This window comes from Burkholderia sp. LK4, from assembly GCF_001043615.1.
Lineage (GTDB): Bacteria > Pseudomonadota > Gammaproteobacteria > Burkholderiales > Burkholderiaceae > Burkholderia > Burkholderia cepacia.
The window spans coordinates 208,130-231,166 of the sequence record NZ_LDUL01000010.1 but is presented as its reverse complement, the minus strand read 5'-3'; the positions used below and the strand labels follow the sequence as shown (position 1 = coordinate 231,166).

Annotated in this window: 24 protein-coding genes; 12 read left to right on the top strand and 12 right to left on the bottom strand. The window is 66.0% G+C overall.

Annotated features, from left to right (window positions below):
* The first annotated feature begins 2 nt into the window (after positions 1–2).
* The 3 genes from ppsA to VK92_RS06625 all read left to right on the top strand — a co-directional run bounded on the left by ppsA (position 3) and on the right by VK92_RS06625 (position 4,014).
* Positions 3–2,405, top strand: coding sequence for a phosphoenolpyruvate synthase (gene ppsA / locus VK92_RS06635; protein ID WP_048020911.1), 2,403 nt, complete (start codon positions 3–5; stop codon positions 2,403–2,405).
* A gap of 205 nt (positions 2,406–2,610) precedes the next feature.
* Positions 2,611–3,045: an NfeD family protein gene (locus VK92_RS06630; RefSeq protein WP_048020913.1), complete on the top strand. Its 435-nt coding sequence runs from the start codon at positions 2,611–2,613 to the stop codon at positions 3,043–3,045.
* 33 nt (positions 3,046–3,078) lie between these two features.
* Positions 3,079–4,014, top strand: coding sequence for an SPFH domain-containing protein (locus tag VK92_RS06625; RefSeq protein WP_048020915.1), 936 nt, complete (start codon positions 3,079–3,081; stop codon positions 4,012–4,014).
* Positions 4,015–4,264: 250 nt separating this feature from the next.
* Here the strand turns inward: VK92_RS06625 and smpB are convergent, their stop codons facing one another.
* Positions 4,265–4,711: an SsrA-binding protein SmpB gene (smpB, locus tag VK92_RS06620; RefSeq protein WP_006478511.1), complete on the bottom strand. Its 447-nt coding sequence runs from the start codon at positions 4,709–4,711 to the stop codon at positions 4,265–4,267.
* Positions 4,712–4,810: 99 nt separating this feature from the next.
* On the opposite strand from smpB, the gene VK92_RS06615 reads away from it, so the two are divergent.
* Positions 4,811–5,248, top strand: coding sequence for a type II toxin-antitoxin system RatA family toxin (locus VK92_RS06615; RefSeq protein WP_048020917.1), 438 nt, complete (start codon positions 4,811–4,813; stop codon positions 5,246–5,248).
* A gap of 4 nt (positions 5,249–5,252) precedes the next feature.
* Positions 5,253–5,576, top strand: a complete 324-nt coding sequence (locus VK92_RS06610; RefSeq protein WP_021159122.1) for an RnfH family protein — start codon at positions 5,253–5,255, stop codon at positions 5,574–5,576.
* Positions 5,577–5,630: 54 nt separating this feature from the next.
* Here VK92_RS06610 and VK92_RS06605 read toward each other — a convergent pair whose 3' ends face one another.
* The 3 genes from VK92_RS06605 to VK92_RS06595 form a co-directional block, all read right to left on the bottom strand.
* Complete coding sequence (locus VK92_RS06605; RefSeq protein WP_048020919.1) at positions 5,631–6,626, bottom strand: DMT family transporter; 996 nt, start codon at positions 6,624–6,626, stop codon at positions 5,631–5,633.
* A 130-nt stretch (positions 6,627–6,756) separates the two neighbouring features.
* Complete coding sequence (locus VK92_RS06600) at positions 6,757–7,440, bottom strand: Vgb family protein (RefSeq protein ID WP_048021136.1); 684 nt, start codon at positions 7,438–7,440, stop codon at positions 6,757–6,759.
* A gap of 31 nt (positions 7,441–7,471) precedes the next feature.
* Complete coding sequence (locus VK92_RS06595; protein ID WP_048020921.1) at positions 7,472–8,692, bottom strand: DNA-binding protein; 1,221 nt, start codon at positions 8,690–8,692, stop codon at positions 7,472–7,474.
* Between the two features lie 124 nt (positions 8,693–8,816).
* Here VK92_RS06595 and VK92_RS06590 point away from each other — a divergent pair, with 124 nt between their 5' ends.
* The 6 genes from VK92_RS06590 (at position 8,817) to VK92_RS06565 (ending at position 16,704) form a co-directional block, all read left to right on the top strand.
* On the top strand, positions 8,817–9,581 hold the full coding sequence (locus VK92_RS06590; protein WP_048020923.1) for a DUF899 domain-containing protein: 765 nt from the start codon (positions 8,817–8,819) through the stop codon (positions 9,579–9,581).
* Positions 9,559–10,410 carry a DUF2182 domain-containing protein gene (locus VK92_RS06585; protein WP_048020925.1) on the top strand — a complete coding sequence of 284 codons (852 nt, stop codon included), beginning with the start codon at positions 9,559–9,561 and terminating at the stop codon, positions 10,408–10,410. The genes VK92_RS06590 and VK92_RS06585 overlap by 23 nt, the downstream gene beginning before the upstream one ends.
* A 278-nt stretch (positions 10,411–10,688) precedes the next feature.
* Positions 10,689–12,149, top strand: coding sequence for an IMP dehydrogenase (gene guaB / locus VK92_RS06580; RefSeq protein ID WP_048020927.1), 1,461 nt, complete (start codon positions 10,689–10,691; stop codon positions 12,147–12,149).
* Between the two features lie 6 nt (positions 12,150–12,155).
* Entirely contained in the window at positions 12,156–12,767 is a 612-nt protein-coding gene (locus VK92_RS06575; RefSeq protein WP_048020929.1) for a hypothetical protein, read from the top strand.
* Positions 12,768–12,883: 116 nt separating this feature from the next.
* Positions 12,884–14,503 (top strand): glutamine-hydrolyzing GMP synthase, encoded by a 1,620-nt coding sequence (gene guaA / locus VK92_RS06570; protein ID WP_027787108.1) that lies wholly within the window; start codon positions 12,884–12,886, stop codon positions 14,501–14,503.
* An 845-nt stretch (positions 14,504–15,348) separates the two neighbouring features.
* Entirely contained in the window at positions 15,349–16,704 is a 1,356-nt protein-coding gene (locus VK92_RS06565) for a glycosyl hydrolase family 18 protein (protein ID WP_082160803.1), read from the top strand.
* Positions 16,705–16,909: 205 nt separating this feature from the next.
* On the opposite strand, the gene VK92_RS06560 is transcribed toward VK92_RS06565, so the two are convergent.
* Both VK92_RS06560 and VK92_RS06555 read right to left on the bottom strand, forming a co-directional pair.
* The gene (locus VK92_RS06560) at positions 16,910–17,527 is read right to left on the bottom strand and encodes a 3'-5' exonuclease (RefSeq protein WP_042975604.1); all 618 of its coding nucleotides are present in this window, start codon (positions 17,525–17,527) and stop codon (positions 16,910–16,912) included.
* Between the two features lie 235 nt (positions 17,528–17,762).
* On the bottom strand, positions 17,763–18,416 hold the full coding sequence (locus VK92_RS06555) for a DJ-1/PfpI family protein (RefSeq protein ID WP_048020932.1): 654 nt from the start codon (positions 18,414–18,416) through the stop codon (positions 17,763–17,765).
* Positions 18,417–18,524: 108 nt separating this feature from the next.
* On the opposite strand from VK92_RS06555, the gene VK92_RS06550 reads away from it, so the two are divergent.
* Entirely contained in the window at positions 18,525–19,079 is a 555-nt protein-coding gene (locus VK92_RS06550) for a TetR/AcrR family transcriptional regulator (RefSeq protein WP_042975612.1), read from the top strand.
* A 128-nt stretch (positions 19,080–19,207) separates the two neighbouring features.
* Here the strand turns inward: VK92_RS06550 and VK92_RS06545 are convergent, their stop codons facing one another.
* From VK92_RS06545 to VK92_RS06520, 6 genes are all read right to left on the bottom strand, one after another.
* Positions 19,208–19,672, bottom strand: coding sequence for an acetyltransferase (locus VK92_RS06545; protein WP_048020934.1), 465 nt, complete (start codon positions 19,670–19,672; stop codon positions 19,208–19,210).
* A gap of 102 nt (positions 19,673–19,774) precedes the next feature.
* Entirely contained in the window at positions 19,775–20,266 is a 492-nt protein-coding gene (locus tag VK92_RS06540; protein ID WP_048020936.1) for an NUDIX hydrolase, read from the bottom strand.
* A 46-nt stretch (positions 20,267–20,312) separates the two neighbouring features.
* A complete protein-coding gene (locus tag VK92_RS06535) occupies positions 20,313–21,197 on the bottom strand; it encodes an NAD(P)-dependent oxidoreductase (RefSeq protein WP_027787118.1) in 885 nt (294 codons plus the stop codon).
* 97 nt (positions 21,198–21,294) lie between these two features.
* On the bottom strand, positions 21,295–21,609 hold the full coding sequence (locus VK92_RS06530; protein WP_048020938.1) for a gamma-butyrobetaine hydroxylase-like domain-containing protein: 315 nt from the start codon (positions 21,607–21,609) through the stop codon (positions 21,295–21,297).
* The gene (locus tag VK92_RS06525) at positions 21,606–22,601 is read right to left on the bottom strand and encodes a HEAT repeat domain-containing protein (RefSeq protein ID WP_048020940.1); all 996 of its coding nucleotides are present in this window, start codon (positions 22,599–22,601) and stop codon (positions 21,606–21,608) included. The genes VK92_RS06530 and VK92_RS06525 overlap by 4 nt, the downstream gene beginning before the upstream one ends.
* 184 nt (positions 22,602–22,785) lie before the next feature.
* Entirely contained in the window at positions 22,786–23,031 is a 246-nt protein-coding gene (locus tag VK92_RS06520) for a 4Fe-4S dicluster domain-containing protein (protein WP_006764074.1), read from the bottom strand.
* Between the last annotated feature and the right edge of the window lie 6 nt (positions 23,032–23,037).

Sequence of the window (23,037 nt, the reverse complement as noted above, 5' to 3'; positions counted from 1 at the left end):
GTATGACTAACGCAGCAAACGTCGCAAAGGACCAGGCGTATGTAATTCCGTTCGAGCAGTTGCGGATGACCGATGTGGAAATCGTCGGCGGCAAGAATGCGTCGCTTGGCGAAATGATCAGCCAGCTTTCCGAAGCAGGCGTTCGCGTACCCACCGGTTTCGCCACGACCGCGCTCGCGTTCCGCGATTTCCTCAAGCACAACGACCTTACCGACCGCATCGCCAAGCGTCTCGAGTCGCTCGACATCGACGACGTGAAGGCGCTCGCCGAAGCCGGTGCGGAAATCCGCAAGTGGATCGTCGATGCGCCGATGCAGGCACGTCTCGAGCAGGAAATCCGCGAGCAGTTCGACATCCTGAAGAACGGCTCGCCGGGCGAGCTGTCGTTCGCCGTGCGTTCGTCCGCTACCGCGGAAGACCTGCCCGACGCATCGTTCGCCGGTCAGCAGGAGTCGTACCTGAACGTCGTCGGCATCGAAGACGTGCTCGACCGCATGAAGCACGTGTTCGCGTCGCTGTACAACGACCGCGCGATCTCGTACCGCGTGCACAAGGGCTTCACGCACGCGGAAGTCGCGCTGTCGGCCGGTGTGCAGCGCATGGTCCGCTCCGACGTCGGCGCGGCCGGCGTGATGTTCACGATCGATACCGAATCGGGCTTCAAGGACGCCGTGTTCATCACGTCGAGCTACGGCCTGGGCGAAACCGTCGTGCAGGGCGCGGTGAACCCGGACGAGTTCTACGTGTTCAAGACGACGCTCGCACAGGACAAGTACCCGATCATCCGCCGCTCGATCGGCTCGAAGCTGATCAAGATGGAATTCACGCAGCCGGGCGAGCCGGGCCGCGTGAAGACGGTCGACGTGCCGCACGAGCAGCGCAACCGCTACTCGATCACCGACGAAGACGTGATCGAGCTGGCGAAGTACGCGGTCATCATCGAGAAGCACTACCAGCGTCCGATGGACATCGAGTGGGGCAAGGACGGCCGCGACGGCAAGATCTTCATCCTGCAGGCACGCCCGGAAACCGTGAAGAGCCAGGCAACCGGCAAGGCCGAGCAGCGCTTCAAGCTGAAGGGCCAGTCGCAGGTGCTCGCGACGGGTCGTGCGATCGGCCAGAAGATCGGCGCGGGCCCCGTGCGCGTGATCCAGGATCCGTCGGAAATGGAGCGCGTACAGCCGGGCGACGTGCTGGTGGCCGACATGACCGACCCGAACTGGGAGCCGGTGATGAAGCGTGCGGCCGCGATCGTCACGAACCGTGGCGGCCGGACCTGCCACGCGGCGATCATCGCGCGTGAGCTCGGCGTGCCGGCAGTCGTCGGCTGCGGCGATGCGACCGACGTCCTGAAGGACGGCGCGCTCGTCACCGTGTCGTGCGCGGAAGGCGACGAAGGCAAGATCTACGACGGCCTGCTCGAGACGGAAGTCACGGAAGTGCAGCGCGGCGAACTGCCGGAAATCCCGGTCAAGATCATGATGAACGTCGGCAACCCGCAGCTCGCGTTCGACTTCTCGCAACTGCCGAACGGCGGCGTGGGTCTCGCGCGTCTCGAGTTCATCATCAACAACAACATCGGCGTTCACCCGAAGGCGATCCTCGAGTACCCGAACATCGACCAGGACCTGAAGAAGGCCGTCGAGAGCGTCGCGCGCGGTCACGCATCGCCGCGTCAGTTCTACGTCGACAAGCTGACGGAAGGTGTCGCGACGATCGCGGCGGCGTTCTATCCGAAGCCCGTGATCGTGCGCCTGTCCGACTTCAAGTCGAACGAGTACAAGAAGCTGATCGGCGGTTCGCGTTACGAGCCGGATGAGGAAAACCCGATGCTGGGTTTCCGCGGCGCATCGCGCTACATCGCCGAAGACTTCGCGCAGGCGTTCGAGATGGAATGCCGTGCACTGAAGCGCGTGCGCGACGAGATGGGCCTGACCAACGTCGAGATCATGGTGCCGTTCGTGCGTACCGTGAAGCAGGCGGAGCGTGTCGTCGGCTTGCTCGAGAAGTTCGGCCTGAAGCGCGGCGAAAACGGCCTGCGCCTCGTGATGATGTGCGAAGTCCCGACCAACGCGATCCTCGCCGAAGAGTTCCTGGAACACTTCGACGGTTTCTCGATCGGCTCGAACGACCTCACGCAGCTCACGCTCGGCCTTGACCGCGATTCGGGCATGGAACTGCTGGCTGTCGACTTCGACGAACGTGACCCGGCCGTCAAGTTCCTGCTGAAGCGCGCGATCGATACCTGCCGCAAGATGGGCAAGTACGTCGGTATCTGCGGCCAGGGCCCGTCCGATCATCCGGACTTCGCGCAATGGCTGACCGACGAAGGCATCGTGTCGATCTCGCTGAACCCCGACACGATCATCGATACGTGGCAGGCGCTCGCCGCCAACCGGAAGTAACGGTCGGCGATGCCGCTTCGGCGAAAGCGCGGTGCCGCCGGGCTTTCGTTGAAGGCAAAATGCAAGGTTCGTGTTATAAACACCCCGGTACGCACCGGGGTGTTTTTATTTGTCGGTACGCAACGTGCCGATCCGGGCGTGCCGGTCGCCTCCGCTCGCGGCAGCGAATATAGTGAGTATCGGGGGCGTTTTTCTGGAGGCCAAAATGATGTCGGGGCATCTGTTCTGGTGGATCGCGGTGGGCGTGCTGGTCGTGGCCGAACTGCTGACGGGCACGTTCTACCTGCTGATGATCGCACTCGGCTTTCTCGCGGGCGGCTTGCTGCAACTGGCCGGTTTCGCGCCGCACGTGCAGTTCGGCGCGGCGGCCGCGGTCGCGATCGTCGCGATGATCGCGCTGCGCCGCTCGGGGCTCGGCCGCAAGCAGAAGCGCGACACGTCGACGAATCCCGACGTCAATCTCGATATCGGCTCGACCGTGACGGTCGATGCGTGGCGCGACGGCCGCGCGCGCGTGCAGTATCGCGGCGCCGACTGGGACGTCGAGCTGGCGAACGGCGAGCGCGACGATGTGCACGTGTATCAGGTGAGCGCCGTGCGCGGCAATTGTCTCGTGGTCGTGGCGAAACCCGCGGGCTGATCGTCCGCCGATACAACAAGGAGGGAATATTTCATGGATTCGCTGATCATCTGGGTTGTCCTGCTCGTCATCGCGATCGTGATCGTGTCGAAGACGGTGAAGATCGTGCCGCAGCAGCATGCGTGGGTGCTCGAGCGCTTCGGGCGCTATCACGCGACGCTGTCGCCCGGCCTGAATATCGTGCTGCCGTTCGTCGATCGCATCGCGTACCGGCACGTGCTGAAGGAAATCCCGCTCGACGTGCCGAGCCAGGTCTGTATCACGCGCGACAACACGCAGCTGCAGGTCGACGGCGTGCTGTACTTCCAGGTGACCGATCCGATGAAGGCGTCTTACGGGTCGAGCAACTTCGTGCTCGCGATCACGCAGCTTGCGCAAACGACCTTGCGTTCGGTGGTCGGCAAGCTCGAGCTCGACAAGACGTTCGAGGAGCGCGACTTCATCAACCACAACATCGTGTCGGCGCTCGATCAGGCCGCGGCGAACTGGGGTGTGAAGGTGCTGCGTTACGAGATCAAGGACCTGACGCCGCCGAAGGAAATCCTGCATGCGATGCAGGCGCAGATCACCGCGGAGCGTGAAAAGCGCGCGCTGATCGCCGCATCCGAAGGCCGCAAGCAGGAGCAGATCAACCTCGCATCGGGCGCGCGCGAAGCGGCGATCCAGAAATCCGAAGGCGAGCGTCAGGCTGCGATCAACCAGGCGCAGGGCGAGGCCGCTGCGATTCTGGCGGTGGCCGAGGCGAACGCGCAGGCGATCCAGAAGATCGCGAACGCGATCCAGTCGCAGGGCGGCATGGATGCGGTGAACCTGAAGGTCGCCGAACAGTATGTCGGGGCGTTCTCGAATCTCGCGAAGCAGGGCAACACGCTGATCGTGCCGTCGAACCTGTCGGATCTCGGCACCGCGATCTCGTCGGCGCTGACGATCGTCAAGAACGCGGGGGCGCCCTCGGGCGGGAAGGCCTGAGTCGGATGTACGCGGTGCGTGAAGGGCGCGCCGCGTGCGATCGATGTGCGGCGAATCGTCGCGCAGCCGGGGCGCGGATGATGCCCGCGGCACCTTTCTTCAGTCGACGCAGGCGGTAGGGCGTGCCGAAAACTGCCTCAGCCGCGCCGCCTCAGCCGCCGCCGCGCAGCCGGCGTCGGCGATTCACGTAGTCCAAAGCAACACGGCCCGCTTCGAGCGGGCCGTGTCGTTTGCGTGGGTGCGTCGCGCGTCAGGTGCCGGCGCGCATGATGCGTGCCTTTTCGCGTTCCCAGTCGCGCTTCTTCTCGGTTTCGCGCTTGTCGTGCAGCTTCTTGCCCTTCGCGAGCGCGATGTCGCACTTCACGCGACCGCCCTTGTAGTGGAAGTTCAGCGGCACGAGCGTGTAGCCGCGCTGCTCGACCTTGCCGATCAGCTTCTTGATTTCCTCGCGGTGCAGCAGCAGCTTGCGCGTGCGAACCGGGTCGGGCTTGATGTGCGTCGAGGCTTCGGGCAGCGGGCTGATATGGGTACCGATCAGGAAGATCTCGGCGTTCTTCACGACGACGTAGCCTTCCTTGATCTGGCCGCGCCCGGCGCGCAGCGCCTTGACTTCCCAGCCCTCCAGCACGAGCCCCGCCTCGTAGCGTTCCTCGATGTGATAATCGAAGTGCGCTTTCCTGTTGTCGATGATGCTCATGAAAGGATCGGGCCAACTCGTTTAAAATCACGATTTTAGCAAAGCGGGGCGGGAATCGCCCGGCTTGGCGTTCCCACTTTAAGCGATGCCGCGCGATTTATGGCAGATGTCCAGAAAACCGTATTGATCCGCCACTCGGCGGAACAGATGTTCGACCTCGTCACCGACGTGGCCGACTACCCCAATTTCCTGCCCTGGTGCGGCGGTGTCGAGGTTCGCCGTCAGGACGAGAGCGGAATGGAAGCGCGCATCGACATCAACTTCAAGGGTATCAAGCAGCATTTCGCGACGCGCAACACGCAGCAGCGTCCGACACGGATCGACATGGAGTTCGCGGACGGGCCGTTCAAGAAGTTCACGGGTTCGTGGCGCTTCATCCCGCTGCGTGCCGATGCGTGCAAGATCGAATTCGCGCTGCACTACGAGTTCTCGAACATCCTGCTCGAGAAGATCATCGGGCCGGTGTTCAGCCACATCGCGAACACGTTCGTCGATTCGTTCGTGAAGCGCGCCGACCAGCGCTACGGGAAGGGGTGACGCGATGCTGTCGATCGAAGTCTGCTACGCGCTGCCGGATCGTCAGACGCTGATTCCGCTGTCGCTGCCCGAAGGGGCGACCGTTCGTTCGGCGATCGATGCGAGCGGCGTGCTCGCGCTGCATCCGGAAATCGATCTCGCGAACGCGAAGACGGGCGTGTACGGGAAGCTCGCGCCGCTCGACACGCTGCTCGCCGACCACGACCGCGTCGAGATCTACCGCCCGTTGATCGTCGATCCGAAGCTCGCGCGCCAGCGGCGCGTCGACAAGTCTCGCCGCGACGGCTCCATCGAGGGCCGCAAGTGGATGCACAAGGACGCGCGCTGACGCGGAGCGATCCGCGTCCTTCAACACGATTCTTCTGAGCAAACGCCGCGGCGTTCAGTGTGCTGCGGCATTCGCGTTTGCCGGTGCGCTTCCCGGCGCGCTTCCCGACGTCCCGCCGCTGGCGGGCGTGTCGCCGTGCCGGCGCACCGATCCATAGACGCCGGCGAGCAGCAGCACCAGCGCGGCGATCTCGAGCGCATGCGGCATCCGCCGGTCGTACACGAACGCGTAAAGCATCGCGAATACGGTTTCGAACACGATCAGCTGGCCCGACAGCGTGAGGGGCAGCCGCTTCGACGCCGCATTCCACAGCCCGTTGCCGAGCCACGACGCACCGATCGCGAGCACGAGGTTCAGCAGCCAGAACAACTGCCAGCGCGACGCGGGCACCGCTTCCTGGAACGTGCCGGCCGGCAGCGCGAGGATCGCGATCCAGACGAGCCCGCCGATCAGGCCCGTCACGACACCCCACAGCACCGACCACTCGTTGCCGCCGAAACGATGATGGCGCTGCAGATAACGTGCGTTCGCGACCGCATACCAGGTCCAGCTCGCGAGCGCGCCCGCCGCGCAGGCGATGCCGGCGAGTTTCTGGCCGAGCGTCGTCGCATGCGCGGCCTCGGACGTGAACAGGTCGACGTTGATGCAGACGATGCCCGCGATCACCAGCGCCAGCGGGGCGGCGAGCCGGCGCAGCGGCACGGCGCCGTGGTCGCCGAGGCCGGCGAGCGTCACCGTGACGGGCAGCACGCCGACGATCAGGGAGCTGGGTGCGATGCCGATCAGGTGCACCGCTCCGGACAGCAGCATGTAGTACGCGACGTTGCCGACGACGGCGAGCCTGACCAGCGCGACGAGATCCTCGCGGGTCAGTCGCGCGAGCAGCGAGCGGGCGGCCGGCAGCGCGGCCGCGAGCGACACGAGACCGTACATCGCATAGCGGCCGGCGCTCAGCAGCAGCGGCGAGAAGTCGGTCAGCAGCCGCGGAACGAGAAACACCATGCCCCACAGGGCACCTGCCAGGACACCATAGACCACACCGCGCTGCATCGACCGCTCCGAACATGACTGACGAGCGCGCATCTTAGCGACGCCGTCGCGGCGTCGTCTTGTTCATTCCTGCACTCGGTGCAGGCCGGTGGGCGCGCGGCGCGCAGCAGCGATCGCGGCAGGCGGCGGATCAGTCGTCAGCCGGATCGGGCGTCGCTGCACCGTCGCCCGGCGCCCGCGCCCGCACGGGCCGCCGCACGGCGCGCAGCGTGCCGCTGTTGCCGCCGCCGCAGTAGAAGCGGTCGTGGCCGTCGGATTCGAGCCCCGACACACCGACGCCGGCCGGCATGTCGATCTGCTCGAGCACCCGGCCCGTGCGTGGATCGACGTGCCGCAAGTCGGCCTGGTCGGCTTCCCAGGTGCCATGCCACAGCTCTCCGTCGACCCACGTCACGCCGGTGACGAAGCGGTTCGACTCGATCGTGCGTAGCACGGCGCCCGACTGCGGATCCACCTGATGAATCTTGCGATCGCGGTACTGGCCGACCCACAGCGCGCCTTCGGCCCATGCCAGCCCCGAATCGCCGCCGCCGCCGGGAGCGGGAATCGTCGCGAGCACGCGGCCCGATTCGGGGTCGATCTTCTCGATGCGGTCCTCGACGATCTGGTACAGGTGGCGGCCGTCGAACGCCGTGCCCGCATGCGCGGCGACGTCGATCGAGCGGACGGTCGTGCCGCGCTCCGGGTCGAGCGCATTCAGCTTGTCGCCGGACGCATACCACACGTACTTCCCGTCGAACGTGACGCCGTGTACGCCGTCGACCCCGGGAAACGGGCCGTATTCGCGAAGGATCTCTGCACTGGAGCGTTTCATGTTCGTCACCTCGTCGTTCGGTGAGGTCATCCTAATCTCCCGGCAGCGGGGCAGGGAGTAACAAGGTCGTCGCGAAACCGGGCAGCGGCGGCGTCATCCAGCGGCGCGCGCGGCCCCGGCCGAGCGCCTGGACCTTGTCGGCTTCGGCGAGCACGTCGAGCGCGCGCTGCACGGTGCGCTGGCTCGCGCCGAGGGCCAGCGCCAGCGCGGAACTCGACCATGCTTCGCCATCGGCGAGGAGCGCGAGCACGGCTGCGTGGCGATCGTCGACCGGGCGCGCGAGGACGACGGTCTCGCGTACGCCGAGCGGTTCGAGCGCAAAGCCGCGCGGCGTCGCGACGATGTTTGCGAGCGGCCGCAGCACCGCGCGCAACCGGCCGATCTCGACGCGCAGGCGCGCGCGATGCGATTCGTCCGCGTGTTTCGCGCGGAACGCGGCCGCGACGAGCGCGTTTCGCGACACGTCGGCCGGCCATGCTTCGCCGAGCGCGCGGGCGAGCACGAACAGCACGGGCCGCCGCGCGAGCGACACGGTCGTGCGCGCGTCGCGCACCGTGTGGCGGCACGCATCGACGACGAGTGCGTTCGACGCGAACAGCGTCTCGACTTCGTCGAGCGGCACGAGCCGCGACGTGCCGCGCGCGATGAGGCGCGCGGCCGGTGCGTCGAGCACGCGTGCCGCGGTGTCGATCTCGGCCGTCAGCGCGGCGATGCCGGCGTCGCGGGCCGCCGCGCGCGCCCGCACGAGCGCCGCGCGGGCCGCCTGCGTGCGGATGCGGCGCATCGCGATGCCGGCCGCGATCAGCTCATGGGCGGCGCGCGATGCAGCCGGCAGCGGTGCGGGATCGAGATTCGCGAGCATCCGCTCGGCGTCGTCGAGCTGGCCGACCAGCAGCAGCCGTCGCACGCCGAGGTAGCGCGCGTGCGCGGCGTTCGCGCGGTCGCCGTGCGCGTCGAGCGTCGCACAGGCGGCATCGAGCGCGCGTGTCGGCCAGCGCAAGTCGCGCGATGCGAGCGCGATCTCCGCTTCCGCGACGACGCAGCGCGCACGCGCCACGGCCTCCCGGGTGCCGAACGCGCGTGCGGCGCCGCGCACGAGTGTGCGCGCGCGTTCGAAATCGCCGAGCTGCGCCATCGCGATCCCGCGCAGCGCGAGCGCCGGCGCATCGTCGCGCAGCGCGACGCGGTTCAGCGCGCCGAGCGCGTCACCGGCCGCGAGCGCGCGCGCGGCCGCCGTGATCAGCGAATCCATCCGAATCCATCCGAATCCCGACACACTTGTCACTCCCTCCGGCCCGATGCCCGCCACTAATCTAGCACCACGCACACGGCACCGGACGCCGTGCCCGGATACCCATCGGAAGGAGGAACCCGCAATGACGACCCATCTCACCGGAACACGCGACGAATGGCTGGCCGCGCGGCGCGCGCTGCTCGACGCGGAAAAGGCGCTGACGCGGCAAGGCGACGAACTCGCGCGGCGGCGCCAGGCGCTGCCCTGGGTACGCGTCGACAAGACCTACCGGTTCGACACCGAAGACGGGCCGGCCACGCTCGGCGACCTGTTTCGCGGCCGTTCGCAACTGCTCGTCTATCACTTCATGTTCGGCCCCGACTACCAGGCAGGCTGCCCGTCGTGTTCGGCGCTCGCCGACGGTTTCGACGGCTTCGCCGTGCACCTGGCGAACCACGACGTGACGCTCGCCGCCGTGTCGCGTGCGCCGCTCGCGAAACTCCTCGCTTACCGGCAGCGGATGGGGTGGCGCTTCCCGTGGGCGTCGTCGGTCGGCAGCGATTTCAACTTCGACTTCAATGTGTCGTTCACCGAAACGCAGCAGCGCGCGGGCGCCGTCGAATACAACTACGCGCTGGCCGGTCACGCGATGGACATGGATCCGCCGCCGGCACCCGTCGTGCAGTTCGCTGCGACGTGCGGCACCGATGCGCTCACGTATTCGCTCGACCGGCCGGGGATGAGCGCGTTCGTGCGCGAGGACGGCGCCGTTTATCACACGTACTCCACCTATGCGCGCGGGCTCGACGGGCTGTGGGGGATGTACCAGTGGCTCGATCGCGCGCCGCGCGGACGCAACGAGGCCGGACCGTGGTGGCGCCGTCATGACGAGTACGCACGCGGCTGAGCGCGCCGGCGACGGGCGGGCGATGGCACGGCCGCCGGCCGGCGACGCGGGCCCCGATCCGCGAGCGTTCGGCGCGGCGCTCGTGGCCGTGTTCGCCGTTGCCGCGCTCGCGACCGTGGCGCAGCATGCGTCGATGGCCGCGATGGGCAGCGAACCGATGGCCGGCGGCTGGATGGCTTCGGCCGCATGGCTGCAGCCGTGCGGCCGGGGCGCCGGGCGCGCATTCGCGGCGTTCACCGGAATGTGGGGCGCGATGACGGTGGCGATGATGCTGCCGGTACTCGCGCCGATGCTCTGGCGATACCGGCAGCGCATCGGCCCGATGGCGACGGCGCGTTCCGCCTGGCTCGTCGTCGTGGCGGGCGCCGGGTACTTCGCGGTGTGGATGGCGCTCGGGGCGCTCGTGTTTCCGGCTGGCGCCGCGCTGACGGCCGCCGCCGCACGGCTGCCGGCATTTGCCCGTGCGCTGCCGTTTGCGGCCGGCGCGGTCGTGTCGGTTGCGGGCATGCTGCAATTTTCCGCGTGGAAGGTCCGGCGGCTGGCGTGCTGCCGGCATGCGGCAGGCGACGCACACCGGTCGTCGGCGGGTGCCGGTGCGGCATGGTGGCACGGCGTGCGGGGCGCCATGCACTGCGGCGCCTGTTGCGGGAACCTGATGGCGATCGCGCTGGCGGCCGGCATGATGGACCTGCGCGTGATGGCTGCCGTGACGGTCGCGATCACCGCCGAGCGTCTCGCGCCGCCCGGCGGGCGTGTCGAGCGGATCGCCGGTTGCGTGGCGGTCGGCGGCGGCATCGTGATGATCGCGCGCGCGGCCGGGCTGCTATAACTCAAGGCCGGCCGGCCGATTCGACACATTGCCGGGCCTTGCTTCGCCGCGGCCGCTTCGGCCGCGTGACCCGTTTGCAACAGGCAGAGGGGCCGTGTTGCCGCCCGTTGCGCGAATGGCTCGATGCGGCGGTGAAACGAAAGGCGATCGAAAACGAACCGAACGGCGAACCGAACGATTCGGCCCCCGAACGGCCGAAACCGGCTAAGCCGTTGTTCGTGTTGTGAAAATTCACGGCGCTTCGCGTATAATTCGCTTTTGCGCCCATAGGATTTGCCATGCGTCTGATCCAAAAAGCACTCACTTTCGATGACGTGCTCCTCGTTCCCGCCTTCTCCGACGTTCTCCCGCGCGACACCAGCCTCAAGACCAAGCTGACCCGCAACATCTCCCTGAACATGCCGCTCGTGTCCGCCGCGATGGACACGGTCACCGAAGGTCGCCTCGCGATCGCGATGGCCCAGCAGGGTGGCGTCGGTATCGTCCACAAGAACCTCACGCCGGCCGAGCAGGCCCGCGAGGTCGCGAAGGTCAAGCGTTTCGAATCGGGCGTCGTGCGCGACCCGATCACGGTGCCGCCGCAAATGAAGGTGCGCGACGTGATCGCGCTGTCGCGCCAGCATGGCATCTCGGGCTTCCCGGTCGTCGAAGGCCCGCAGCTCGTCGGCATCGTCACGAACCGCGACCTGCGTTTCGAAACGCGCCTCGATGAGCCGGTCAAGTCGATCATGACGCCGCGCGAGCGCCTCGTCACGGTCAAGGAAGGCACGCCGCTCGCCGAAGCGAAGGCGCTGATGCACAGCCACCGCCTCGAGCGCGTGCTGGTCGTCAACGACGCGTTCGAACTGCGCGGCCTGATGACCGTCAAGGACATCACGAAGCAGACCGAGCACCCGGATGCGTGCAAGGACGAACACGGCAAGCTGCGCGCAGGCGCGGCGGTCGGCGTCGGCCCGGACAACGAAGAACGCGTCGAGCTGCTGGTGCAGGCCGGCGTCGACGTGATCGTGGTCGATACCGCGCACGGCCACAGCAAGGGCGTGCTCGAGCGCGTTCGCTGGGTCAAGCAGAACTTCCCGCACGTCGAAGTGATCGGCGGCAACATCGCGACGGCCGCCGCCGCGAAGGCGCTCGTCGAATACGGCGCGGACGCGGTCAAGGTCGGTATCGGCCCGGGTTCGATCTGCACGACGCGGATCGTCGCCGGTGTCGGCGTGCCGCAGATCAGCGCGATCGCGAACGTCGCGGAAGCGCTGAAGGGCACGGGCGTGCCGTGCATCGCCGACGGCGGCGTGCGCTTCTCGGGCGACGTGTCGAAGGCCCTCGCAGCCGGCGCGAACGCGGTGATGATGGGCAGCATGTTCGCGGGCACCGAAGAGGCGCCGGGCGACGTGTTTCTGTACCAGGGCCGCCAGTACAAGTCGTATCGCGGCATGGGTTCGGTCGGTGCGATGAAGGACGGCGCGGCGGATCGCTACTTCCAGGACAACTCGGCGAACATCGACAAGCTCGTGCCGGAAGGCATCGAAGGCCGTGTCGCGTACAAGGGTTCGGTCAACGCGATCCTGTTCCAGCTGGTCGGCGGTGTGCGCGCCAGCATGGGCTACTGCGGCTGCCGCACGATCGACGAGCTGCACGACAAGGCTGAATTCGTCCAGATCACCGCGGCAGGCATGCGCGAGTCGCACGTGCACGACGTGCAGATCACGAAGGAAGCGCCGAACTACCACGTGGACTGATCGCCGATGAAACCGCTGCTGCGAGCCGTGCTGATCATCGATGCCGTGCTGCTGCTGGCGTTCGGCGTGCTGTTCGTGCTGACGCCCTGGCAGTCGCTTTTCAACGCGCTGCAGCTTGCGAACGTCCAGCCGGCGATGCTCGGCCAGGCGTTCGGCATTGCGTTGCTCGGGCTCGCGTGGCTCGCGTTTCATGCAGCGTTCAACGGGGATCTCACCGCGCCCGTCGCGCGCGCGGTCGGCCATGTGCACTGGCTGACCGGCGCGCTGACGATCGTCTGGTCGATCGGCACCGGCAGCGGTCCCGCGCTCGCCGCCGCCGGCAGGGTGCTGTCGGCCGTGGCCGGAGTCGCGCTGATCGTGCTTGGCCTCGGCGGCGTGCGGCTCGCATCGGCCGTGCGTCGGCGCGAAAAAGCGCAGGCGCTCGAGGCGCGCGCGCCGGCGCCGCGTCCGGCCGAGCCGGCGATGGCGCAAGCGTCGTCGGCCGCGCCGCAGCGTGTCGAACCCGTCGTCAGCCGTCCCGCGGCGGCGTCGCCGGCCGCCGCACCGTCATCGGCCGCATCCGGCCAATCGTCGTCAGGCACCGTCGCACTCGACGAGCGCCCGCCGATGCAGGATTGACCGGCCATGCGTCGCGCGTGCAGCTTTCCGCCCGACGCCGCTGTCCATGCTTTTGACGCAGCGCATGATGCAAACGATGCGCTGCTTTTCTTATTCTCTTCATCCCGTCCGCAGCCATGCACGACAAAATCCTGATTCTCGACTTCGGTTCGCAAGTCACCCAACTGATCGCGCGCCGCGTGCGTGAAGCGCACGTCTACTGCGAAATCCATCCGAACGACGTGTCCGACGACTTCGTCCGCGAATTCGCGCCGAAGGCGGTGATCCTGTCGGGCAGCCACGCGAGCACGTACGAAGACCACCAGCTGCGCGCGCCGCAGGCCGTGTGGGATCTCGGCGTGCCGGTGCTCGGCATCTGCTACGGCATGCAGACGATGGCCGTGCAGCTCGGCGGCAAGGTCGAGTGGAGCGACCACCGCGAATTCGGTTACGCGGAAATGCGCGCGCACGGCCATACGCGCCTGCTCGACGGCATCGAGGATTTCAAGACGGACGAAGGCCACGGGATGCTGAAGGTCTGGATGAGCCACGGCGACAAGGTGGCCGAGCTGCCGCCGGGCTTCGCGCTGATGGCGTCGACGCCGAGCTGCCCGATCGCCGGGATGGCCGACGAGGCGCGCGGGTACTACGCGGTGCAGTTCCACCCGGAAGTCACGCATACGGTGAAGGGTCGCCAGATCATCGAGCGCTTCGTGCTGCAGATCGCCGGCGCGAAGCCCGACTGGATCATGAAGAATCACATCGAGGAAGCCGTCGCGAAGATCCGCGAGCAGGTCGGTGACGAGGAAGTGATTCTCGGCCTGTCGGGTGGTGTCGATTCGAGCGTCGCAGCCGCGCTGATCCATCGCGCGATCGGCGACCAGTTGACCTGCGTGTTCGTCGACCACGGCCTGCTGCGCCTCAACGAAGGCAAGATGGTGCTCGACATGTTCGAAGGCCGCCTGCATGCGAAGGTCGTGCACGTCGATGCATCCGAACAGTTCCTCGGCCACCTGGCCGGCGTGACCGATCCGGAAGCGAAGCGCAAGATCATCGGCCGCGAGTTCGTCGAGGTGTTCCAGGCCGAGGCGAAGAAGCTGTCGAAGGCGAAGTGGCTCGCGCAGGGCACGATCTACCCGGACGTGGTCGAATCGGGCGGCACGAAGACGAAGAAGGCGACGACGATCAAGAGCCACCACAACGTCGGCGGCCTGCCGGAAACGCTCGGCCTGAAGCTGCTCGAGCCGCTGCGCGACCTGTTCAAGGACGAAGTGCGCGAGCTGGGTGTCGCACTCGGCCTGCCGCCGGAGATGGTGTACCGCCATCCGTTCCCGGGCCCGGGCCTCGGCGTGCGGATTCTCGGCGAAGTGAAGCGCGAGTATGCAGACCTGCTGCGCCGCGCGGACGCGATCTTCATCGAGGAACTGCGCAACACGACCGCGACCGCGCAGGATGCGGCTGCCGGCCTGTGCGGCGAAGCCGACGTCGGCAAGACCTGGTACGACCTGACGAGCCAGGCGTTCGCGGTGTTTCTGCCGGTCAAGTCGGTGGGCGTGATGGGCGATGGCCGCACGTACGACTACGTGACGTCGCTGCGCGCCGTGCAGACGACCGACTTCATGACCGCACACTGGGCGCACCTGCCGTACGCGCTGCTCGGCCGCGCGTCGAACCGGATCATCAACGAGGTGCGCGGGATCAACCGGGTCGTGTACGACATCTCGGGCAAGCCGCCGGCGACGATCGAGTGGGAGTGAGCGGTAAAAAGCTCCTCTTGAATCATTGGCTGACGCAGGACCTTGCAGGGTTTTCGTTGCGATCCGCATGGTTCTAAGCCATTGACGTAGAAGCGAACTTTCTACGAATCCGGAGACTGCCCGCCGCGTATGCGCTGCCAATGACAGTGGGGCGGGCAGTAGCCGAATGCACGATTGCGACTCGATAATCTGCCGGCAACGGGATTCGGTCGTGGCAGTAAAACTCCTTCCAGAATTCGGGACGCGGTGCGGGTTTGCGGGCACATCGAGGGCTCGTGATTGGTAACGGTAAAAGCGGTGCCCATCACGAGAACAAAAAGCGAGGCTCACTGAATTCGCATTCCGCAATCCTCTTGAATCCCGTACAGCCCTGTACAAGATCGCCGACCGCGACGGTATGCATGTCGCAGTATCTCCGGCGGGCATATTTCCTTTCTTCGATACGATTACCCACATTATTGAGTGAAGAGAAACGACGGCGGCCGTGCGCCGCGTCGAAGCCCTTCGCCGAATGCGTCGCCAGTTGGCGTAATGAAGCCGGAATGGTGAATCCGAAAGTGCATTGTTGCGCTCGACAGGGATTTTGTCGTCGAATTGATGTCACGTGTTTCCCCAAAGGATCGATGTTTTTTTCGCGCAGTTTGCGCCGTTTTATCTTTTGCCACTTCCTATAATGGTCTTCAGCAACGTGGAACGCCTTGGTTCATTACGTGGCTGTATCGTCTCCGGGCGTGACCGCATTGCCGATGCGCCACGGTCAATTGGCCGTGGTATTTGGTGGCCTTCTACTGTAGTTGCAGCGTCGTGCGCCACCGCCAAAAAACGCTACGTCACAGGAAAGAAAAATGGCAAACCTACAAAACGGCATCAATGCGTGGATTTTCTTGAACGAAGACGAACCGCCACAAACCAACTACAACAGTCCCGAAAGTTGCTATCAATCGCTGATCGATTACAAGGTTTACGGCAGTGCAAATTTTCTTGGCATTGCTTTTTTCGAAGTCGTTCCCGCCGCACAGGGTTCCACGATCCAGATCGGCAACGCATCGCATTCGGGTGGGCTGACCAATCAGGATTATTTGAATTTTGTACTCCGTGATGCGCGTCAGGTGAATCCTGGAATCAAATTTCTGGCCACGATGGTGTATTCCGGCGCCAATACATTGGCGGCGGTTTTCTCGGGTGGTGGGGATCCGCAAACGCAGGCGGCCAATTTTGCGAATAATCTGGTGACATATCTCCGGAACAACGGAATGAATGGCCTGGATATCGATTGGGAAGGCGATGTTTCCGATAAAATGACGCAATCGCAGTTCCAGATTCTGTTCTCTGCAATTCGCGCCGAATTCGATCGGCAGCCGGTGAAATATTATCTATCGTTCACGCCTGCATGGCCCACCAGTTCGATTGATTACGCTACGGTCAATAGCCAGTTCGATTTTGTATCGCCTCAATTCTACGACGGCACGCCGCTGTCGGATTTTCTTGATGCCGGCATATCGCCGTCCAGGATCGGGTATGGCGCTCAGTTCGAACCAGGAAATTCAGCCCCCAATGCCAGTGCGCAACAAGTCTGGAGCATGGTTTCGGAAGGTTTTTCTTCCGGGGGTACGCGGTATGATTATCAGGATATTTTCGTCTGGCGCTTCAATTCTGGAAACTTCCAGTTCGAGCAGGCGCAGTTCATGATTCTCGATCAACTCGGCAATCCGCCCACCAGCAACACCTTCGACGACACACCTATTATCAGCGCCGCAGGTAATCCCAACCTAACCCGAGTGACGATCCGGTCAGGCGACGTACTCAACGCGGTTCAGGCCGTCAATACCGGGACGGGGCCCTATAACACCGGCACCCAGGGAACGGGAACCGGAATATTTACCTTGTTGCAACACGGCGGAAACAGCGGGACTGCCCAGGTCATCAATATTCCGCTTGACGATCCGATCGTGTCCATTTCCGGCTACACGGGCGTGTGGTACGGCTGGCAATGTGTTTTGCAACTCACATTGACCGGGAAAAGCGGGGCAACTTACGGCCCGTTCGGCAGTATGGCCGGCTCGACCACCCGGAATGGTTTCGTACAGTCTGCTCCGGCCGGACAAAGCGTGGTCGGCTTCAGTGGATCGACGGTGACGGTTCCGTTGGCAGGGGGCAGCCAGACCGCAATTCTTGCAACGCTGAATGCCGTTTTCGCCTGAGGCACCTGATAACGAATTTTCAGTACCTGCGGCAATCGTTGACCAAGGCCATGCGACTGCATGGCCTTTTTTCAATGCGTGTCGGGAGATTCCCAAGCCGTTTTGCGCTCACATGCTGCCTGAGTCGTGAAACGTCGCGTGGCACGCGTGAGGCGGCAATCCGTCATGTGCCCGACAGCGATCGCCCGCGGCCGTCGACCGATTCTCACGCATGCGCGCCCGCGAGCGAGCGCAGGTACATCGGCACTTTCGCCTTCGCCGTTGCCTGGACACGTGCCATGAGCGCGTGATCGATACGATCCAGCCCGTAAGTCCGGGCAATGTCCTGCTGCAGCCTGCACCACAGGTGGCTGGCCATTTCGGCATCGACCATCGCCCGGTGCGCCCGTCCCGACTTCGGCAGCCGCAGCATGTCCGCGAGGCTCGACAGGCGATGACTCAGCGCGTCCGGGTAAATGCGGCGCGCCACGAGCATCGTGCAGGCAAAGGCATGCTCGGCCGTCATGCCAAGCAACCCGAGTTCCGCCTGCCAGAACCGTTTGTCGAAACCGGCGTTGTGGGCCACGACCGCGTGTTTGCCGACGAACGCAGCCGCTTCCTTCATGACTTTCGATGCCGGCGGCGCCGATGCGATCATCTCGTTCGTGATGCCGGTCAGCGCGACGACGTCCGACGGTATGCGTCTGCCTGCATTCATCAGGCTCTGGAAACGATCGACGACTTGTCCGTCCCGGAGGAGGATGACGGCGATTTCGGTCGCACGATCACCCAGGTTCGGCGAAAGTCCGGTTGTTTCGAAGTCCAGTACCGCAACGGTTTGCATGGTCGAATCCTGTTGCTTCACGCGGTGTCGTTCAGAGAGGCCGAGAGGTTAGCATCTCCAGGCCAGCGGCAGACTCGTTCGGCTCGAGAAACGACCATCCGTGCGGCGAAGGCCGACCCGATCGATGGCCCGGATCGCCCGCGAATGCGTCCCGATCCGCTGTTGACCCGGCGGGACGCACAACGCTGCAACAGCGTACTGGCTGCCGGCTATCGACAGCCCATCGACCCGCGCGTCATGCCGTGAGCCCGTTTTCGCCTTCGACGATCCGGATCGGGCCCGTCGCTTGTCCCGCACCCTGCCTGATGCTGAACTCGATCAGGTCCTCGTAAATCTCCCGTTGCCCGGCAGGCAGCACGGGCAGCAGCGTCTCGCGCCGCTTGTCCGCGTCGAACATCGATTCCACCAGCCATCCCGTCAGGTAGAGCGACGCAAGGCATCCGCCCGCGGTCGCGACGTTGCCGTGACACACCAGCGGCTGGTCCATCACTTGCAGCCCGACTGCCTGCAAACCCAGCCGCGCTTCGGGGTGCGTCGTCGCGCGGCGCTGCGGCAGCAGCCCGAGCCGTTCGAGAATGAAGGCGCCGCCGCAGATCGACCCGACAAGCTGGCGTTCGGGATCGAGATCGAACGACGGCAGGAAACCGGGATCGGCGAGCGCGGCCGGTACGCCTTCCTTGCCGCTCGAAAACAGGACCGCGTCGGCGCGATTGGCGTCGGCGAGCGGGCCGTGCGTCGGGATGGCCAGACCATGGGCGGAATGCAGCACCGGCGTTGCACCCAGGATCCGGACGCGCCAGTCCTTGTTGTTGCGACCGAGGATGTCCCACATCAGGAACAGGTCGACGTCGGTGAACCGGTCGAATGCGACGAGTGCAATGTCTTTCAAGGCGGACTCCTTAAGTAATGGCGCGCTGCCGGAAGCGGCGGCGGCCGTGATAGAGTGCGCAGCCTATCTGTCCATGCCGCACCATACACAGCCTGTATGGCGATGACGATGAGCACACTGACGCGAAATGACTGGATTGCCGCGGGCTTCGACGCCCTCGACGGAGAAGGGTACGCGGGGATTTCGGCCGAGAGCCTCGCACGTCGGCTGAACGTGACGCGCGGATCGTTCTATCACCACTTCCGCAATCGCGAGGACTTCGTCAGGACGTTGCTGACCGCGTGGGAGGACGACTACACCGCGCGCATGCTGGCGTATGCGGCGGAGGGCCACGGTGCCGGCGACACGCTGTTGCGCTACCTGCGCATTGCCGCCGAGAAACGGCCCGGGCGTGAAATCGCGATCCGCGCCTGGGCGTTGCACGATCCGCTGGTCGCGGAATGCCAGCAGCGCGTCGACGCGGCGCGGCTCGCGTTTGCGATCGACACGTCGCGCCGGCTGGTGCGCACGCCGGGCGAGGCCGAGATCGTCGGGCAGGCCGTGCACTTGTGCCTGATTGGCGGACAACAGGCCGGGCTGCGGCGCGATGCCGACCGGTTCAACGGCTTCGTGCAGCGTGCTTTCTCAATGGTCGAACGCGTGCTGCCGATGCGTCGCCCATGACGCGCCATCTGGCACACGTACCGGTGCGCGCGGCATGCGTGGCGCGGACGCGGTAGTACGCAGCCGCATTCGCGTGTCCGGCGCGTGTGACGTGGCGGGCGGCGCGATATCCCGGCCCGGAAAAGTTGTTACGCGTGTCTTGACGACGAGGGCGGTGCCGCGCGACGGCGCAGGTGGATCAGCGGATAGGGCCGTCCTTGTCCATCGAGCGCCGATCGCCCGCAGCGCTCGAAGCCCAGCCGTTCATAGAACCGTGCTGCCGATTCGTTCTGCTCGTTGACGTCGGTCGACAGGTCGGGATGGCGCGTGAGTGCGTCTTCCACGAGCAGGCGCCCGATGCCTGCGCGATGGTGCGCGGGATCGACGAACAGGGCTTCCATGTGACTGCCGTCGAGCAGCATGAAGCCGATCGCATGGTCGGCCTCGTCGACGGCGAGATCGAGCGGCGCACCGGGCAGGAACCCGACCACTTCGGATTCGATCGCGCGACGGTCGTCGTCGCTCAGGAAGTGATGCGTGGCGTCGACCGCGTTGCGCCAGATATCCAGCACGCGTGCGCCGTCGGCCTCGGTGGACTTGCGAATTCTGATCATGTCTGACCTGTTTTGATTGGTAGTTTGAAGGTCGGCGGCTCGCCGACACCGTCATGGCCGCGATCGGGCCGCGCGCAAGGGATGCGGGCAGACGGCGTTGTTTCAGGGAGTGGCCGCGCGCCGTGCGTCGCCGAGGCTCGCTGCACGCTCGATCGCTCGGCGTGCGACGTCGCGAACGCCCGCGCTCATCGGTAAATCGTCGCGGTCGAGCTCGGCGAGATCGAACCAGCGTGCGTCGAGCGCATCGTCGCCGGCAGCAGGTGTGCCGCGCAGCCAGTTGCACAGCACCGCGACCATGACGAAATGCTGGTGCACGTTGCCGCCAGCATCGTAATCGAAGGCATCCAGCGCGGTAAAGACGTCGAGTGCCTCGACGTCGACGGTCGTCTCTTCCACGATCTCGCGCACGATCGCGTTCGCAATCGATTCGCCTGCTTCGATCTTGCCGCCAGGAAAGCCCCAGCATCCCGCATCGGGCGGATTGGCGCGGCGCACCAGCAGCACGTCGCGTTCCCGCAGGACGACGCCGATCACGGCGGGAACGGGGCGTACGGCGGCGATGACGCCGGTCGGGGAGCGGGGCGAATCGGACATGACGGATCGATGCGTGCGTGTGGTCGAGGGGGCGGCAGGTGGCGATTCACCGCGCATCGTGCGTGCGCTGCTCGATCGCGCGGATCACGGCGACCATGTCGTCCGCGCCGTGTCCGGCCCGCTCGGTCTCGCCGTAAAGCGCGTGGCAGATGTCGAGCAGCGGCGACGCGATGTTGGCGCCGCGCGCGGATTCCGCGACCAGGCGTGCATTTTTCAGCACGTCGGTGATCGCGGCCTGCACCGAGAAATCCGCCGCGACGAGTTTGCCGAGTTTCACGCGCGACACGTCGCTCGCCATCGGTCCCGCGTTCAGCACGTCGGCGAAGCGGGCGAGATCGATACCGTGGCTTTGCGCGAAATGTGTGGCTTCGGTCAGGCCGGTGACCATCGTGATGAGGAACAGGTTCACGGCGAGCTTCATCGTCAACGCCGACGGTACGTCGCCGCACACGAAGCTGTCCCGGCACAGCGGCTTCACGAGCGCGCGGACGGCGTCGACGTCGTCCGGCGCGCCGGCGAGCATCACGACGAGTTGACCGGCTTCGGCCGGCTTGCGCGAACCCGACACCGGTGCTTCGACGTAACGGCCCGACGCGGCGGCGATTTCATCGGCCAGCGCGCGCGAATAACCGGGTGCGTTCGTGCCCATGTTCACGATGGTGTGCCCGCCGACACGGGTAGCGAAACCGGGCGTGCCGCGCGCGAGAACGGCGTCGATCGCCGCGTCGTTCGCGAGCATCAGGATCACGGTGGAGCAGGCGGCGAACACGTCGTCGGCGTGCTCGGCCACGCGTGCGCCGGCGTCGCGCAACGCATCGTCGCTGCCGTGCGACCGGCTCCATACGACGAGCGGCGTGCCGGCTCGCGCGAGATTGAGCGCCATCGGCGTGCCCATCACGCCGAGGCCGATGAATCCGACTGCGGTTTGCATGTTCTGACTCCCACGGTGGGTGGAGACGATCGTGGGCGTCAGTATCGCAGCGTTTCCGCACGTCTGCCATGTCGTCCGCGCACCCGCGGGAGCCACGTCACGGCCGCGCCGTCGTGTCCGCCCTTTCAGCCCTTTCAGCCATGTCGGCCAAAAACGGCCACGGATAGATGCCGCGGGCATGGCCGTCGCCGAAGAGGGCGCGGATGCCGTAGCCGGCGGCCTCGAGGCCGGTCAGCGTCAGGTCGGGCCGCGCATCGACACGACCGCCGTCGAGCCGGATCCTTCGGCATTCCGCGCACGGGCAATCGCCGCGCAACCGCGCATAACCGATGTGTTGCGTGCGGCCGTCCGGCCAGCGGAGCGTCAACGTGCGTGCAGCGTGATCGAGCGCGATTTCGGTCGGCGCGATCATCGCGACGCCTCGTCGATTTGCCGGATCGCGATTCGCACGGCTTTGCGCACTTCCGGGTCGTGATCCTCCAATGCGTGAGTGAGCGCGGCCAACGTTACGCGGTCGCGCAATTCACCCAGCGCAAGCGCGGCTTCCTTGCGCAGGTTGCTGATCGCATGCGACAGCAGTGCTGTGACGGCAGGCGCCGCCGCAGCATCGCGCAGCTGCCCGAGCGCACGCGCGGCACGCAAGCGCACCTGCCAGTAGTCGTCGTCGAGCGCGGCGGCGAGCGGGTCGCGCGCGGCCGCGACACGCAACTTGCCGAGCGTCGTGGCCGCTTCCTCGCGCACCTGCCATTCGTGGTCGCGCAGCGCGGCGAGCAGTGCGTCGATGGTGGCCGCATCGTCGGGTGCCGCGAACCCGATCGCGCCGACCGCGGCGCGTCGCACGTCCGCTGCGGCATCGGTGGTCGCGATGCGCGCGAGCGGCGGCAGCGCACGTGGGTCCCTGAGCCAGCCGAGCACCGCGACGGCTTCAGCGCGCACGGCGGCGTGTTCGGCATCGAGTGCGCGCAGCGCGGGCGCGAACGCGCCGGGGTCGCGCAACTCGCGCAATCCGCGCAGCACGGCGCGGCGCACGAACGACTCGGGCCGGTCGGCCCATCGGCACAGCACGGTACCCGATGCCGCGTCCTTCAGTTCGGACAGGCTCTGCGCGGCGGTGGCGCGTACACCTTCGTCCGGATCGAGCAATGCGCCGCACAGTGCGTCGACGACGTCGGGCTGCTCCCAAGCGCCGAGTACGCGCGCGGCCTCGCTGCGCACGTCGGCCGACGGATCGTCGCACAGTGCCGCAACGAATGACGGCACCAGATCGGATTCCTCGAGATCGGCAAGCTCGATCAGTGCGATGCGGCGCACGGATGCGTCGGGCGCGGCGAGGCGGACGGCGAGTGCGGCACGATCCGGATCGTGCGTGCCGGGCAACGAGGCGGTGAAGGAGAAAGCGGTCATGGGCAAAGGATCGGTTCGTTGAAAAAGCCGCTGCTCGCGGAGCGCGATGCATGGGCGGCACGGCGTGGCGATGCGAACCTGGCGAACGCCGGCCCGGCCGTCACGTCGCCGATGCACGGCCCGCACGGCCCGCACGGCCCGCACGGCCCGCACGGGCGGCACGACGACGACCGGCCGCGCGCGCTCAGCGCAGCAGGTAAGGGATGTCGACCTTGACCGCGCCGGTCGGGCAGTCGCGCTCGCACGGCATGCAGTACCAGCATTCGTCGAACTGCATGTAGGCCTTGCCCTTGGTCACGTCGATCGCGAGCAGGTCGAGCGGGCACACGTCGACGCAGACGGTGCAGCCCTTGTCGGCAATGCAGCGTTCCTCGTCGATCGTCACGGGCGCGCTGCTGCGCAGGAAGATGTCGTGCGGGGTATGGGGCACGGTAGG

Coding starts and splice junctions, on each gene's coding strand:
- ppsA (WP_048020911.1), top strand. CDS start 3: ATGACTAACGCAGCAAACGTCGCAAAGGACCAGGCGTATGTAATTCCG.
- VK92_RS06630 (WP_048020913.1), top strand. CDS start 2,611: ATGATGTCGGGGCATCTGTTCTGGTGGATCGCGGTGGGCGTGCTGGTC.
- VK92_RS06625 (WP_048020915.1), top strand. CDS start 3,079: ATGGATTCGCTGATCATCTGGGTTGTCCTGCTCGTCATCGCGATCGTG.
- smpB (WP_006478511.1), bottom strand. CDS start 4,711: ATGAGCATCATCGACAACAGGAAAGCGCACTTCGATTATCACATCGAG.
- VK92_RS06615 (WP_048020917.1), top strand. CDS start 4,811: ATGGCAGATGTCCAGAAAACCGTATTGATCCGCCACTCGGCGGAACAG.
- VK92_RS06610 (WP_021159122.1), top strand. CDS start 5,253: ATGCTGTCGATCGAAGTCTGCTACGCGCTGCCGGATCGTCAGACGCTG.
- VK92_RS06605 (WP_048020919.1), bottom strand. CDS start 6,626: ATGCAGCGCGGTGTGGTCTATGGTGTCCTGGCAGGTGCCCTGTGGGGC.
- VK92_RS06600 (WP_048021136.1), bottom strand. CDS start 7,440: ATGAAACGCTCCAGTGCAGAGATCCTTCGCGAATACGGCCCGTTTCCC.
- VK92_RS06595 (WP_048020921.1), bottom strand. CDS start 8,692: ATGGATTCGCTGATCACGGCGGCCGCGCGCGCGCTCGCGGCCGGTGAC.
- VK92_RS06590 (WP_048020923.1), top strand. CDS start 8,817: ATGACGACCCATCTCACCGGAACACGCGACGAATGGCTGGCCGCGCGG.
- VK92_RS06585 (WP_048020925.1), top strand. CDS start 9,559: ATGACGAGTACGCACGCGGCTGAGCGCGCCGGCGACGGGCGGGCGATG.
- guaB (WP_048020927.1), top strand. CDS start 10,689: ATGCGTCTGATCCAAAAAGCACTCACTTTCGATGACGTGCTCCTCGTT.
- VK92_RS06575 (WP_048020929.1), top strand. CDS start 12,156: ATGAAACCGCTGCTGCGAGCCGTGCTGATCATCGATGCCGTGCTGCTG.
- guaA (WP_027787108.1), top strand. CDS start 12,884: ATGCACGACAAAATCCTGATTCTCGACTTCGGTTCGCAAGTCACCCAA.
- VK92_RS06565 (WP_082160803.1), top strand. CDS start 15,349: ATGGCAAACCTACAAAACGGCATCAATGCGTGGATTTTCTTGAACGAA.
- VK92_RS06560 (WP_042975604.1), bottom strand. CDS start 17,527: ATGCAAACCGTTGCGGTACTGGACTTCGAAACAACCGGACTTTCGCCG.
- VK92_RS06550 (WP_042975612.1), top strand. CDS start 18,525: ATGAGCACACTGACGCGAAATGACTGGATTGCCGCGGGCTTCGACGCC.
- VK92_RS06545 (WP_048020934.1), bottom strand. CDS start 19,672: ATGATCAGAATTCGCAAGTCCACCGAGGCCGACGGCGCACGCGTGCTG.
- VK92_RS06540 (WP_048020936.1), bottom strand. CDS start 20,266: ATGTCCGATTCGCCCCGCTCCCCGACCGGCGTCATCGCCGCCGTACGC.
- VK92_RS06535 (WP_027787118.1), bottom strand. CDS start 21,197: ATGCAAACCGCAGTCGGATTCATCGGCCTCGGCGTGATGGGCACGCCG.
- VK92_RS06530 (WP_048020938.1), bottom strand. CDS start 21,609: ATGATCGCGCCGACCGAAATCGCGCTCGATCACGCTGCACGCACGTTG.
- VK92_RS06525 (WP_048020940.1), bottom strand. CDS start 22,601: ATGACCGCTTTCTCCTTCACCGCCTCGTTGCCCGGCACGCACGATCCG.